12 protein-coding genes are annotated in these 14,264 nt (G+C 43.1%); 3 read left to right on the top strand and 9 right to left on the bottom strand.

The window, feature by feature from the left end; translation table 11 throughout:
• Positions 1-165 precede the first annotated feature (165 nt).
• The 6 genes from A391_RS0104465 to infA all read right to left on the bottom strand — a co-directional run bounded on the left by A391_RS0104465 (position 166) and on the right by infA (position 6,697).
• A complete protein-coding gene (locus tag A391_RS0104465; protein WP_019897638.1) occupies positions 166-492 on the bottom strand; it encodes a DUF3240 family protein in 327 nt (108 codons plus the stop codon).
• Complete coding sequence (locus A391_RS0104460) at positions 489-3,560, bottom strand: efflux RND transporter permease subunit (protein ID WP_019897637.1); 3,072 nt, start codon at positions 3,558-3,560, stop codon at positions 489-491. The genes A391_RS0104465 and A391_RS0104460 overlap by 4 nt, the downstream gene beginning before the upstream one ends.
• On the bottom strand, positions 3,560-4,648 hold the full coding sequence (locus tag A391_RS0104455; protein WP_019897636.1) for an efflux RND transporter periplasmic adaptor subunit: 1,089 nt from the start codon (positions 4,646-4,648) through the stop codon (positions 3,560-3,562). The genes A391_RS0104460 and A391_RS0104455 overlap by 1 nt, the downstream gene beginning before the upstream one ends.
• Positions 4,645-5,943, bottom strand: a complete 1,299-nt coding sequence (locus A391_RS0104450) for a TolC family protein (RefSeq protein ID WP_019897635.1) — start codon at positions 5,941-5,943, stop codon at positions 4,645-4,647. Before A391_RS0104450 ends, A391_RS0104455 begins: the two co-directional genes overlap by 4 nt.
• 63 nt (positions 5,944-6,006) lie before the next feature.
• On the bottom strand, positions 6,007-6,393 hold the full coding sequence (locus A391_RS0104445) for a hypothetical protein (protein ID WP_019897634.1): 387 nt from the start codon (positions 6,391-6,393) through the stop codon (positions 6,007-6,009).
• Between the two features lie 46 nt (positions 6,394-6,439).
• Complete coding sequence (infA, locus tag A391_RS0104440) at positions 6,440-6,697, bottom strand: translation initiation factor IF-1 (protein ID WP_019897633.1); 258 nt, start codon at positions 6,695-6,697, stop codon at positions 6,440-6,442.
• A 368-nt stretch (positions 6,698-7,065) separates the two neighbouring features.
• Between infA and A391_RS0104435 the strand changes: the two genes are divergently transcribed.
• Positions 7,066-7,269: a cold-shock protein gene (locus A391_RS0104435; protein WP_019897632.1), complete on the top strand. Its 204-nt coding sequence runs from the start codon at positions 7,066-7,068 to the stop codon at positions 7,267-7,269.
• A 202-nt stretch (positions 7,270-7,471) separates the two neighbouring features.
• A complete protein-coding gene (locus A391_RS0104430) occupies positions 7,472-9,307 on the top strand; it encodes a sensor domain-containing diguanylate cyclase (protein ID WP_019897631.1) in 1,836 nt (611 codons plus the stop codon).
• Positions 9,308-9,472: 165 nt separating this feature from the next.
• Here the strand turns inward: A391_RS0104430 and A391_RS0104425 are convergent, their stop codons facing one another.
• Both A391_RS0104425 and A391_RS0104420 read right to left on the bottom strand, forming a co-directional pair.
• On the bottom strand, positions 9,473-9,799 hold the full coding sequence (locus A391_RS0104425; protein ID WP_019897630.1) for a c-type cytochrome: 327 nt from the start codon (positions 9,797-9,799) through the stop codon (positions 9,473-9,475).
• Positions 9,800-9,822: 23 nt separating this feature from the next.
• Positions 9,823-11,709: a methanol/ethanol family PQQ-dependent dehydrogenase gene (locus A391_RS0104420; protein WP_019897629.1), complete on the bottom strand. Its 1,887-nt coding sequence runs from the start codon at positions 11,707-11,709 to the stop codon at positions 9,823-9,825.
• A 286-nt stretch (positions 11,710-11,995) separates the two neighbouring features.
• Here A391_RS0104420 and A391_RS0104415 point away from each other — a divergent pair, with 286 nt between their 5' ends.
• On the top strand, positions 11,996-13,936 hold the full coding sequence (locus A391_RS0104415; protein ID WP_019897628.1) for a sigma-54-dependent Fis family transcriptional regulator: 1,941 nt from the start codon (positions 11,996-11,998) through the stop codon (positions 13,934-13,936).
• Between the two features lie 86 nt (positions 13,937-14,022).
• Here the strand turns inward: A391_RS0104415 and A391_RS0104410 are convergent, their stop codons facing one another.
• Positions 14,023-14,247 carry a hypothetical protein gene (locus A391_RS0104410; RefSeq protein WP_019897626.1) on the bottom strand — a complete coding sequence of 75 codons (225 nt, stop codon included), beginning with the start codon at positions 14,245-14,247 and terminating at the stop codon, positions 14,023-14,025.
• Positions 14,248-14,264: the final 17 nt, after the last annotated feature.

The following is a 14,264-nucleotide window of genomic DNA, read 5'->3' as shown; positions in this document are numbered from 1 at the left end:
CCGCAACTGACTATCTAGCCACCATAAAAACTTAGTCATATTTTTATATAAAACAACGAGCAGAGGCAAGACAGGCTTAGCCTTCATTTATTATGTAAGACAATTTCCAATCAATAAAAAAGAAAAAATACCCACCATATTCACATGACTATCTTACATCAAACTTCATATAGGTTGTGCTTCTGTGACTGGCATCAATATGTAGTGCATGCCAGCATCACTAAACGTTTGCTTTAGTTCGGCCACTAAGCTTTGTAACTCACAAATACTAGCATGCATCATCAATTGCACTCGTTTTTGGCGACCTGCAACTTGCTCTAGCATACTCAGTTGCGAGCTGCTTTCAGCATGGTGTCTTCCATGCCCGCTTACATTACTCGAAGTAAATCCTGATATCTCGTTTTTTTGTAACAACAAATCGACTAAAACTTCTTCTAAACTCACTGGAGCAATCAGTATTAACAGGCCTTGTGGAATGGTATCCAGATTCATTTTGCAACCCCATTAAAAAATCTACGATAAAAAATTGGCAACAGCACTAGAGTCAGTAGTGTTGAACTAACCAACCCACCAATCACCACAATCGCTAAAGGTCGTTGAATTTCAGAGCCAGGGCCTGTTGCAAACAGCAAAGGAACCAACCCAAAGGCAGCAATACTCGCAGTCATCAATACAGGTCTTAATCTACGCTTTGCGCCCTCCACCACAATCGTTACCATTGCCATCCCTTGCGCTTGTAGCTGATTAAAATAACTAACCATCACAACACCATTAAGAACCGCAATCCCCAATAAAGCAATAAAACCTACCGATGCTGGGACGGATAAATATTCACCTGAAAGCCACAACGAGAGTACGCCTCCAATCATCGCAAATGGAATATTGGATAAAATTAGTAGTGCCTGCTTGACTGACCCAAACGTTGCAAACAACAATAGGAATATCAACCCAATCGCCACTGGGACGACAATCGCTAAGCGTGCAGAAGCTCTTTGTTGATTCTCAAACTGCCCGCCAAACTTCACCCCGTAGCCTTCATCAAACTTCACCTCAGCTTGCACACGCTGCTTAGCTTCTTCTACAAAGCTCACCAAATCACGGTTGCGTACATTGGCTGTCACTACCACTAGGCGCGCACCGTGCTCTCTATCTACTTTTACAGGCCCTTCCTCGCGCTCAATTCTAGCCACCGCCGAGAGCGGTATATTCGTACCATTAGCTAGCGTCAGCATTAAATTACCAAAATCTGTGGGCGATGCACGCAAGTCTTGGCTACCGCGAATCAACACTGGCGTTCTCCTTTGCCCCTCTTGCACCACACCCAACTGCTTACCTTCAAGCTGCGCCAGCAATATCGATTCAATCTCAGTCACACTCAAACCTAGACGACCTGCAGCCATTCGATCAATTTTAATTTGTAAATATTGCACACCACTATTTTGCGGCGTGTATACATCCTGACTACCCGGAATAGAAGATAAGATGTTAACAATCTGCTGTGCTTTAGCATCAAGCATAGGTAAGTCTGGCCCAAAAATCTTAATCGCCAAATCACCGCGCACACCTAAAATCATTTCGTTCACACGCATATCAATAGGCTGGGTAAAACTAAAAGCCAAACCAGGTAACTGGTTCATCACTTTACGCAACTCATCAATCAGCGCGTCTTTTGTTGTCATGCGCCATTCACTCATCGGTTTTAGTACCAGGAAATTATCTGTTTGATTTAGCCCCATTGGATCCAGTCCCAAATCATCAGAACCTACACGGGAATACACGCCTTTCACCTCAGGCACTTGGCTTAAAATTGCACGCTGAACATTCATATCGGTGATGATGGTTTGATGAAGGTTGATAGAAGGCAACTTCTCCACCCCAATAATAATGTCACCTTCATCCATCACAGGCATAAAAGTTTTACCTATTTGGGTATACACGACACCACTGAATGCAAGCATCACCAGCGCAGCAATCACAATCACCTTTGCATGTGCCAAACACCAAATCAACACTGGCTCATAAATGGCTAATGCCTTACGCACCAACCAAGGATTATCATGGCTGACTTCTTTTAACAAAAAGGAAGAAAGTACAGGAATTACCGTCAATGACAATACAAGCGAGCCAGCTAGAGCGAACATAATTGTCAGCGCGACTGGTGTAAATAGCTTACCCTCTAATCCCTGCAATGTGAGTAGTGGTAAAAATACAGTAATAATAATCAGCACACCTGCGGTAACAGGCACACTGACCTCTCGCACCGCACGATAAATAATATGCATGCGCGGTAAAGCGCCTGCCTGTTTTTTATCTGCCAAATGAGAGACGATGTTTTCTACCACCACGACGGCGGCATCTACCAGCATGCCAATTGCAATTGCGAGCCCACCCAAACTCATTAAATTAGCAGACATGCCGAAACTACGCATCAATAGAAAAGTAAACAACGCAGAAAGTGGCAAAATAAAAGCAATGGTCAGTGCAGCTCTAAAATTACCTAAAAATAACACTAACAAAATCAGCACCAGTACAACTGCTTCTAGTAATGCTTTCGTTACCGTATTAACGGCACGCTCAACCAAGCTACCTCGGTCATAAAATACATTAATCTTGACGCTTTTAGGCAACTGCGGTGCAATTTCGGCCAACTTGGCCTTTACCCCTTCAACCACTTTTTGTGCGTTTGCGCCACGCAAGCCCAATACCAAGCCTTGAACAGACTCACTATGACCATTACTGGTGACAGCACCATACCTTGTAATAGAGCCAATACGGACAGTAGCAACGTCTGCTACTTTAACTGACATGCCCTGATCTGTGCGTACGATAGTATTTTCAACATCCTCAATAGTTTTAAAACCACCTTCTGAGCGCACTAGCAAAGAACCCTCGCCATCGTTCAAACGTCCTGCACCACCGTTTCGGTTATTTGTCTGAAGCACTTCTTGTAAGCGATCTATCGCCACACCTCGTGCGTACATCCGTGCGTTGTCTGGTACGATTTCAAAACTACGAACCAATCCACCCAAAGCGTTTACATCAGCCACACCCGCCACGGTGCGCAACTGTGGGCGAATCACCCAGTCCAACAAGCTACGACGCTCTTGCAAACTCAGTTCATCACTTTCCACAGTGAACATGAACATCTCACCTAAAGGCGTTGTCATTGGTGCCATACCGCCAGAGGCGTTGTCAGGTAAATTCGCCCAGACTGCGCTTAAACGCTCTGAAACCTGTTGCCGAGCCCAATAGATGTCGGTTCCGTCCTCAAAGTCTACCGTAATGTCAGTGAGCGCATACTTAGCGACTGAGCGAAGCCCTACTTGGTGTGGAACTCCTAACATCTCAACTTCTATGGGTGCGGTAATTCTCGCTTCTACTTCCTCTGGTGTCATACCAGGTGCTTTAACAATCACTTTAACTTGTGTCGAAGAAACGTCAGGAAACGCATCAATTGGTAATGACTGATAAGCAAACACCCCTGCAGCGGCTAAACCAACTGTAGCTATCATCATTAACAAACGTTGCGTCAGCGCAAACTGAATCAGCTTAGCTAACATCATTCACCCCCTAATCCCAACCAAGTACCTTTAATTGCAGCGATACCGCTCACTGCAATTTTCTCTGTACCAACAAAGGGCGCATCGACAACAGCATCATCTCCTTGCTCAGAAATAATCGTCACTTTAATTGGTTTGAAACCGGCTTGAGTCTGTGCAAAGACCAAAGCACTCGCTCCTTGTCTTGCAAGCGCTGATTTTGGCACACTAAAATATTGCGATTGACCGCCTAGGTTAATTTCAGCTTCAACAAACTGCCCCGGGGATAACTTTTCCGCACCTTTTGTAATTTCAGCACGTAAATGCAGTGTCTGATCTGCTTTGTTAACACTACGAATCACTGCGATCAAATGTCCACTCGCTTGCAATTTAGGCACCTGTACTTGCATCCCTTCTTTTACAAACGGTAACCCTTCCAGTGGGGCGTGAATTTCAAGCCACAACGGCGACATTTTGGCAATCCGATATATCGGCATCGCCATATCAACACGTTGCCCCGTTGTCACCATTTGCTCTAATACTTGGCCAGAAATTGGTGCCACTAAACTCAGTCCACTCATCATACCTGCTGATGGGCTTAACTTTGAGATAGCTCCATCACTCATACCAGCCAACTTTAACGCTTGCTTACGTTGAGCTAAATTAGCGCTAGCTTCATCATGCGCACTTTCGGTTTCTAGATGTCGACGTTGGGCGATAATCCCATCCTTCAACAACTCCGTGTCGCGCGCTAAAGCTTTGGTAGCGAGTCTTTTTTGTGTTAACGCTTGTAAATAATCACGCTGCAAACCTAACAAATCCGGGCTAATTAAATGTGCAATTACCTGCCCCTTCTTAACGGTCTGTCCAGCAGCAACGTGCATCTGATCTAACAATCCTGACTGCGGGGCACTCACTATGCGCTCTTGGCCAACAGGAATTACAATCTCAGCGGGAAAGCGACGGCTACTTAATAGGTTATTTTTACCGACAGGTGCAACCACCACACCTAAACTCTTCTGCTGCGCCAAACTCATCAACACATCGGCAGCGTTTACATTGCCAATGAAAATTACAAACATGCTGATTAATGATAAAAAATAGTTCATGGGAACACTCCTACTGTTTGGTTATAACGGGCAACATCCCACTGCACTTGTATTTTCTGACTGGTCAATATTCGCTCGGCCTCAAAAGTGCGCGCTTGAACTCTCAGCAGACTCACCAAATCTGTCTCACCCAATTGAAACGCTTTGCGTGCAAGCCTCAAGCTCTCATCAGCAATCACATATTGCTTGCTCGCCAATGCTAATTCAGCACGACTGACCTCTAGATTATGCTCAGCTTCATGCATCGCTGTTTCTAATGTGTATTGAAGCGCCGCCTGCTCACTTAAGGCATTTCCAACGCCCTGCTCTGCCGCAGCCTTAATCGGTGCAGCTCTCGCATCACCGCCAAATGGTATACGCAATTTGACCCCAACACTTTCATTAGCGGCCACATCAAAGGCCCCCTTAATGCTACGCATATTCAACAGCACCTGTAGATTTTCACGCCCCTCAACTTGTGCAAGCTCTCGTTCAGTTTGTGCCAAACTCAGTTTAGATTGAGCTTCAAGCCAGATTGGGGATTGCTGATAGTCACTTAACGTAGATTGTTGCTCTACAAAATCGGCGGGAATCTCGCGCAATCCAGTCAGTACATAATAACGATGACGTGCATGCATCACCTCAGCCTCAGCACGTAAGTGCTCCTGTTCTGCACGCAATGACTCTTGTTGCGTCAACATCACATCAGTTTTAGGTACCTCACCGGCTGAGAATCTTTTTTGCACATCTTGCTGAAGTTGATGAGCAACCTCCAACTTACTCCTTGCAAGCACTAAATGGCTCTCATTCAAAGCCAGCGTCCAAAGCGTATCACGCAGCAAACCAGCCACCTGTAGCTTCAAACTTTCACGACTAGCCGTCAACGTGCTACCACTCATATCAGCAACTTTTAAACGCTTATCACGCTGAGTTGGCATCCACACTGGCAACTCCAACTCCGCTTGCCACTCACGCTCACCACGACTACCGCCTAAAGCATCATTTTGATGCATTACACTCATCGCAGGTGCTGAGGGCAGCATGGCATGCGCTAGCGTTTGCTTAGAAGTCACCCAAGCGTCCCTGGACTGTAAAGTAGACTGCATGGGGTTACGCAAAAAAGTCTTCTCTAACACCTCAGATAAGCTTAAGCTTTGATTCACACTCAGCGTATCAAGGTGACGAATCTCAAGATTATCTGAACCTGAAGAGATAGGCGCAGACTGACCTTCCATACGTATTGGCTCAGCATGCGATATATTGAAATTAGCGACAGAGAATGCTATCGCTAGCCAGTATCGGCAAAAAATAGGCATGACATACTCCTAAAAAACAGAAAATCATTCGTGATTAACACGAATGTTAATACTCAAGTTTTTTTAGAATAGAGGTGGGGCACGTGGCCCAGCGACAGACTTTAAATAAGGGGGAATGCAGGCATGAGCTGTGCGCTCATATCGGTAGGATCGTACAGAGAAAACTAACAGAGGAATGATAAAAAGCATTAAAAACAAAGGGGCAGGCAATACCTCAATATTTTTAATCAAAGCCTTATCCACCCCAATAGTCTCTATGTCGCTGACATTTTTAAGGGTGTGTACAGTATCGTGAAGCTCAAGCAAACCGTCATCATGCATATGCAAACCATGTCCGTAGGCATAGGTGTCTGCCTGAACATGGGCATGAATAAAAGGGGTAAATGCTTGCAGAATTGCAAACCAAACCACCACTATCCACAACAGCTTTTTATTTAAACCTCTTAGCATAAGATAAATGTATCAGCTATCAGGGATGATGACAAACGAATTGTATTTAATACGTTTTTTTTCTAGGGGTATAAGTATGGTGGCTATCAATATGTCTAAATGTGATGCGTCCATTGTTAACATCATATGGAGACAACTCAAGCGTGACTTTATCGCCTGCTAAAATACGAATATGATTCTTTTTCATTTTGCCACCCGTGTAGGCAACCAAGGTGTGACCATTATCTAAGGTCACGCGATAACGTGAGTCCGGCAATATTTCCATCACCACGCCACTCATTTCAATTAACTCTTCTTTTGCCATTGCTTTGCTCCAAAATCATGTAAGACCCGTGTTAAAGCAACAAGCTAATCAAAAGTTGATGCAATCGTAAAACATTGGGAATAGTGTGTATAAAAATTGTATACGCAAGCACTACTTAACGCACGCGCACTATAGCCCTACAAGCTTAATTTAGCAAGCTAAACAGTTAAATAAGTGCCTGATTTTTATCACTATCAAGCTTTACCCTATAAATATATTTCAAAATGTGCTTGACAGGTTCCCAAATTGTCCGTAAAAAGCAATGTAGGCGTTTGAATTTTTAATTTTTTGGTCTTTCGTGGATTGATAGTATTTAAAAACCCGAACTTTCAGGGTGCCTCCCTTTTTTAAAAAGTATGGAATAAGATATGGCAACAGGTTTAGTAAAATGGTTTAATGACTCTAAAGGTTTTGGTTTCATTACTCCTGACGCAGGTGGTGACGATTTATTCGCACATTTCTCAGCTATCAACGATAGCGGCTACAAAAGTTTGAAAGAAAACGATCGCGTATCTTTCGACGTGACTGACGGACCAAAAGGTAAACAAGCTTCTAACATTCAGAAGGTTTAGTACTTAAAGAATCCATTTAAAATGACCCTTTATCGGGTCATTTTTTTTGTCTATATTTTTGCTAATTCTTGGCGCTGAGTGGCGAACTATCATAGTTAAGCTAAATAATTGTGGTTAAATTGACACCATAGTAAGATGACAGCTTGTTACAAGTTAAACAACATGTAACAATCACCCAAAAGGATTAATCAGCGCGGATCTTATGGAACAAAAACTCACATCTCTTGAAATCGCTCGTCAGACTTTAATTCAGCTGTCAAAAAGCCAAAGACCGCCTACTCCCGAGAACTACAGACTAGTTTATGACGAAATTGCTGGCGTGGCTTCTGCCAATAGCAAAGCAATTTTAGACAATACGCTCAACAAGGTATTGCTAGAAAAAAGTAAAGAAAACGCTAAATACGCAACAGTTGCAAAAAGAATTTCAAGTCTAATCGACAAACATGATGCTGTTAATTTAGATAAACAACTTCGTGCACTTATCTCTAGCGATGCTGAAAACGAAAGTAACATACAGTGGGGCACACTCCTACGCTACTTACTCAAACAACTAGACTTAAATCACACAGGAATAACCGCAGCATCTAAAAAAGATAGCCTGAATCGTGTTATCTCGAATTTTGCAAATGATTCATCTCAACTGGCAGAAAAAGTTCAGACACTCATTACGTCTTGGGGTGAAGGAAAAGCTGCTGATATTGAAATATCTGCTAACAGCACGGCAAAACCAATCCACAATGGCCAATCATCTAAAAATAATGATGTATCTGCATCCATTGATCCCCTCACTGATAAAAGCGATGTCAATCATGCAGATGTCGCAACAGCTTGGCGCGATATATTGATCAGAACCATTAGAATTCTTGTACTGCCAAAATTTACAGATTCACCAAGCGCAACAAATCGTGTTGAGGAGTTAATTAAAGAAGCTGAAACCGCACACACACTTGAGCAAATTAACCAACTCAATGGTGCTTTACGGTCAACCCTGCTTCGAGCAGAAATGCAAACAGATGCACAACGTAGGATGCAGGAGGCGCTGATTGAAATACTGCGCTTACTTGTTGCCAGCATGGCTGATTTAACGATTGAAGATCAATGGTTACATGCTCAAATTGTCATTGTTAAAGAAATTGTTTCCAAACCACTCAAAATTGATACTGTTTACAACGCTGAAAGTAGCCTGAAAGAGCTTATTTTCAAGCAATCTCAGATTAAACCAGGTCTGATTGAAGCCAAAGAAACGCTCAGAAGCATGGTGAGCACATTTGTTAGCCGACTAGCTGACATTACCACCTCTACAGGCAACTACCAAAACAAGATTCAGCAATACCATGCCCAAATCAATGCAGTAGAAGACATTTCTGAGCTCAACACTATATTGGAAAGTTTAGTGGGTGATATTGGCGAAATGAACAATGAAGCAAAAGCCAATCATGTCACCCTATTAGAGTCACAGAAAAAGGCAGAAGAAGCTGAAAAGAAAATCAACGAACTCACACTTAAGCTTGATTATATTAGCGAGGCAGCGCACGAAGACTTCTTAACTGGGGCATTAAACAGACGCGGTATGGATGAGGCTCTTATTCGTGAATTTGAACGCTCTGACAGGCACGGCACACCACTTTCGCTTGCAATGTTGGATGTTGACCACTTTAAGAAAATTAATGACACCATGGGCCACTCCACTGGTGATAAGGCGCTCGCTCATTTATCTAAAGTGGTTAAAAGTATCTTACGTAGCACTGATGTACTGGCTCGCTACGGTGGCGAAGAGTTTGTTATTTTACTACCGGGATCAAACCAGAAAGATGCTGTGACGGTTGTTTCTGGCTTACAACGCGATTTAACCAAAAACTTTTTCTTGCACAACAACGAGCGCGTACTGATTACCTTTAGTGCAGGGGTTGCAGAGCGTTTGTATGGGGAATCAGTAGATAGTGTTTTACCGCGTGCTGATGCAGCGCTTTATTTAGCAAAACAATCCGGCAGAAACCGTGTGATTGGTGCAGAACAACCCGTAACCAATATTGAATAGTCAGCAATAGTTTGTCATGCATGCTGCTATCTATTCAGATGAAGCTAACAACGCGTGGTGTCTGAGGTAACGAAGCAGCATAACCATATTAATGATTGATGGTTGATGATAAAAAAAGGGCTAACCTAATGGTTAGCCCTTTTACTTATGACGGATACTTAACAGCTAGGCCTGTGTAAGAATCCACTTCACAATCGTTTTGATGTCATCATCTTTGACTTGAGGACTATTAGGCGGCATTGCCATTTTGCCCCAAACGCCTCCCCCGCCAGCTTTTACTTTGGCAATCAATTTAGCCTCAGCAGATGCATCACCTTTGTACTTCGTCGCAATATCTTTGTACGCTGGCCCAATGATGGCATTTTGTATGCCGTGACACATGAGGCAGCCACTTTTTTGTGCAAGCTTTTCTGCTGGATCCGCCGCACTTGCCGTTTGAGCACTCAATATTAAGGCGCTCAACAATACTGCTTTATTTAATAATTTATACATAATGGTATCCTTATGACTAAATGTTATAGGCTAAATACGTTCATTGCACCACCACCAGGTGCAGCGTTGTACTTAACGAGATCTTTATAACCACCAGCAGCACCCAAGCCATCAGTAGCATTAGTTAACCCTAGGTTCATCGCCACACCAGCCCAGCCACCAATGCCAGACAATACACCTACGTACTGCTTACCTTTATGGCCGTAAGTGATGGCATTACCAACAACACCAGAACCTACTTGGAACTTCCATAACTCTTTACCTGAGTTAGCATCAACCGCTTTAAACCAACGATCTAATGTGCCGTAGAACACTAAGTTAGTAGAGGTAACGAGTGCGCCACCCCAAGCTGAGAACTGCTCTTTTTTGTACCAAGCTGATTTACCTTTTAAGCCATCCCAAGCCATAAATCCACCCATTACGCCATCTGGTCCAGGGAACATGGTTAAGGTTGAACCTACCCAAGGCTGCCCAGCAACGTATTTAGACTCAACTGGCTCGTAAGTCATACAAACATGGTTAAGCGGTACGTAGAACATCCCAGTTTTTGGTGAGAATGCCGCAGGTTGCTGATCTTTTACACCTAACGCTGAAGGACAAATTCCTAGTGCGTTGTAATCTTGGTGAGTTGAAAATTTAGGATCTTTTATTGGTGTACCAGTTTTAAGGTCAACACTTGATGCCCAGTTAACAAACGGATGCATTTTATTAGCAACTAGCAATGAACCATTGGTACGGTCAAACGTGTAACCAAAACCGTTACGATCGAAGTGGCTAGCAAGTTTTTTACCTTTAGAATCCCACAGGATGATTTCATTCATACCGTCGTAATCCCACTCATCATGAGGGGTCATTTGATAACCCCATTTTGCCATACCTGTATCTACATCGCGTGCAAAAATCGTCATCGACCATTTGTTATCGCCAGGGCGTACATCTGGGTTCCATGTACTTGGGTTACCTGTACCGTAGTACATCAAGTTCAATTTCGTGTCATATGAGTACCAACCCCAAGTAGGGCCGCCACCATTCTGCCAGCCATCTTTTCTTGCTTGTGGTTTGAGCCACGTTTTAATACCAAGATCTTTCTCTGGGAATTTCAATTGGTCTTTAGGTAAAGCTTGGAATGAACCGCCAATTTTATTGCCGCCGTTAACGTCTTGATAAAGTGATAAGGCGCTGTAGTGCGGGTTATCTTTATTAAAATCATCACCAATCAATACATCTTGGTCAGAGCCTGTGCTGTATGCACGCCATACCAAAGCACCGTCTTTAATGTTATATGCCGTGATATAACAACGCACCCCATACTCGCCACCTGAACAGCCTGTAATCACTTTGTCTTTAATCACATGTGGTGCATTGGTATTTGATGCGCCTTCTTTAGTATTGGTAACTTGCGTATCCCATATTTTTTTACCAGTTTTAGCATCTAACGCGACTAAAAGACCATCATTTTGTTGCAAGAAAATCTTGCCATCTCCGTAACCCAAGCCACGGTTTACGTTATCGCAACAGAGTAAAGCCTGTACTGATGGATCTTGTTTAGGAAAATAAGACCAAAGAATTTTTTGATTATTATTTAAATCTAGTGCGTAGATGTTGTTAGGAAACGCGGTATGGATATACATCACACCATTGATCACCAATGGCGCACCTTCATGACCACGATTAACACCTGTTGCAAATGACCAGGCAAGTTTCATGTTTTTCACATTGCCTTTATTGATTTGGCTTAGACGGCTATAACCAGTATTGCTAAAATCCTTACGTGGATGTGCCCACTGATTATCATCATTCATGAGTGTTGATAATTCATCTGCAGCAAAAGCTGGTGTGCTTAACATGCCAAATAGACCAGCGCTTAAAGCGATGCTCAAGCCAAGTCTACGTTTAAATTGATGATTCATTTTGCATCCCCAAATTATAAAAATTATTTAAGTTACGTATTACTAATTTCATGCATTGAAACGACATTGGTAACAGTGCTAATATTGCAATGGGCATGCCAACACAATAAAAAGCCACTATTTAAATAAATTTTCATAAAAAAATTATTTAAAATCAATAAACTAAAAATCTCATGGAAATAGATATTGCTTCCATGCTGAATGCATTTAACTTTGAACACTGTGTCAAAATTGAACATCTGTCACGTGACAGGTGTTCAATCATTTAAGGTAAGTAGCCAACAATATGAGCAATGCCACAACAGATAAAACCCCAACCATACTGCAAGCCAGAAAAGAGTTTTTGAGCAATGGCAATGTAGAACAAGGGGCGATTGCTGAAGCGATTGAGCGCTCATGGAGGCGTTGTCTGGCAAATGGTATCGACACAAACTCACCTCCAAGTTTGGAAGTTGTTACCGCGCAAGAGCTTGCACTAAAACGTGAGCAAAATCAGCAACTGCTTAAACTTGCACAACCTGAGATGGAAACGCTCAACGAGCAAATCGCACATACGCGTAACGTGGTGATATTAACGGACGATGAAGGCGTAATTCTGCATAGCCTTGGCGGGCATCATTTTATGAATGAAGACCAACGCGTTGCTTTATCTGCTGGCGCATCTTGGCATGAGGACCATAGAGGCACAAATGCGATTGGTACGGTACTGATTGAACAATCAGCGCTCACAGTACAGGGTGCAGAGCACTTTATGGCATACCATCACTCATTAAGCTGTTCTGCCGTCCCCATTTTTGGCGCTGAGAATCAACTGATTGCCACATTGGATGTCTCTAACGATTCCAATACATCTCAACAACATACCTTAGCGCTGATAAAAATGTCTGCGCAGATGATTGAGAATCGACTGTTTTTAGCAAGCCATCAAGGAGATGTGGTACTACATTTTCATGCTCGCCCAGAGTTTATCGGCACATTATGGGAAGGTGTCGCCATTTTTACAGCAGGCGGTCAACTGGTAGCAATCAATAGAAGCGGCCAATTCCAACTCAGCTTAAATACAGGCGCCTCTAATGCGAACAACGCGCGCGCTTATCCGCCAATTAATTTTGACCAATTGTTTGATATTCCATTCACAAGCCTATTAAGACAGACAGGGAGTGCGGATAAGTTAATCGTTCCATTAAGGTTAAATAATGGTGCACGTATCTATGTACAAGTAGAGCTGCTGCATAAAAAACAACGGATTAGCACCTCACCTCCCGCTATCGTCAAAAGAACCAGTGCGGCCAATTTGGACTTGCTTGACAGTGGTGACGCTAAAATTTCACGTGCTATACAACAAATAAAACAAGTGCTGTCTCGAGACATCCCTATTTTGATTCAGGGCGAAACGGGGGTTGGTAAAGAGTTATTTGCACGTGCGATTCATGAAGCGAGCGCACAGCACAAAGGCCCATGGATTGCCGTGAATTGTGCAGCATTACCAGAAGGCTTAATTGAAGCGGAATTGTTTGGCTATGAAGAAGGTGCTTTTACGGGTGCGCGGCGTAAAGGTAGCCCTGGCAAAATTGAGCAAGCGAACGGTGGTACTTTATTTTTGGATGAAATTGGCGATATGCCACTCTCGTTACAAGCAAGGTTACTGAGGGTGCTCCAAGAGCGTACCGTTACTCCTTTAGGCAGCACAAGAACGATTCCTGTTAACTTTTCGCTGATTAGTGCTACCAATTTAAAACTAAAAGAGAAAGTAGAATGTGGCGCGTTCCGTAGCGATCTTTATTACCGACTTAATGGCTTGAGCGTAGCACTGCCACCCTTACGAGATCGTTCTGACTTACTCGCATTGATTGATGTTATTTTACATATCGAGCAAGCTGGCAACATAGAAATCACCCCTGAAGTCATGGAGATATTCAAAGCACATTCATGGCCAGGCAATATCCGTCAGTTACATAATGTCCTGCGTACGGCATTAGCATTAGCAGATGGGTTGCCTATTAGCACACTGCACCTGACTCAAGATTTTATTGATGAGATATCCACGCCGCTTCTGGCAAACATCAATGACTCACCTTCGAAATCGTTAGATTTAGGTGACGTAACAAGTCACACAATACAACTTGCCATGCAGGCTGAGTCTGGCAATATTTCCGCGGTAGCACGCAAGCTTGGCATCAGCCGCAACACGCTTTATCGCAAACTAAAAACGATGGGGCTTAGCTAAGCTTGAAGCTTGTGTTAAAGCTTCAAGCCTGCGTTAAAAGCTTGGCTAAATATTAAAGCTTATTGAGTAAAGCGCTGTCGATAAAATCACTTGCCATCACTCTGCGCAGCTTTAATGTCTCGATGCCACAAAGTGGCAGCGCCAAACATGAGATAATTAAAAACAGAAATGGCTAAATAGCATAGAGCAACTTCCGAAATAAAATCACCAATCGGCTTATCTTTAACCACTACATAAATTAAGCCAAGCACCATCAGTATGGTGGCAGCAATGGTAAGTATATTGGTAATTCTTTTGAGTATTATCGCCATATAAATTTTAAATCCAC

This window comes from Methylotenera mobilis 13, from assembly GCF_000384255.1.
Classification (GTDB): Bacteria; Pseudomonadota; Gammaproteobacteria; order Burkholderiales; family Methylophilaceae; genus Methylotenera; species Methylotenera mobilis_B.
The sequence above is the reverse complement of the archived record's forward strand: the minus strand, read 5'-3'. Positions and strand labels throughout refer to the sequence as shown.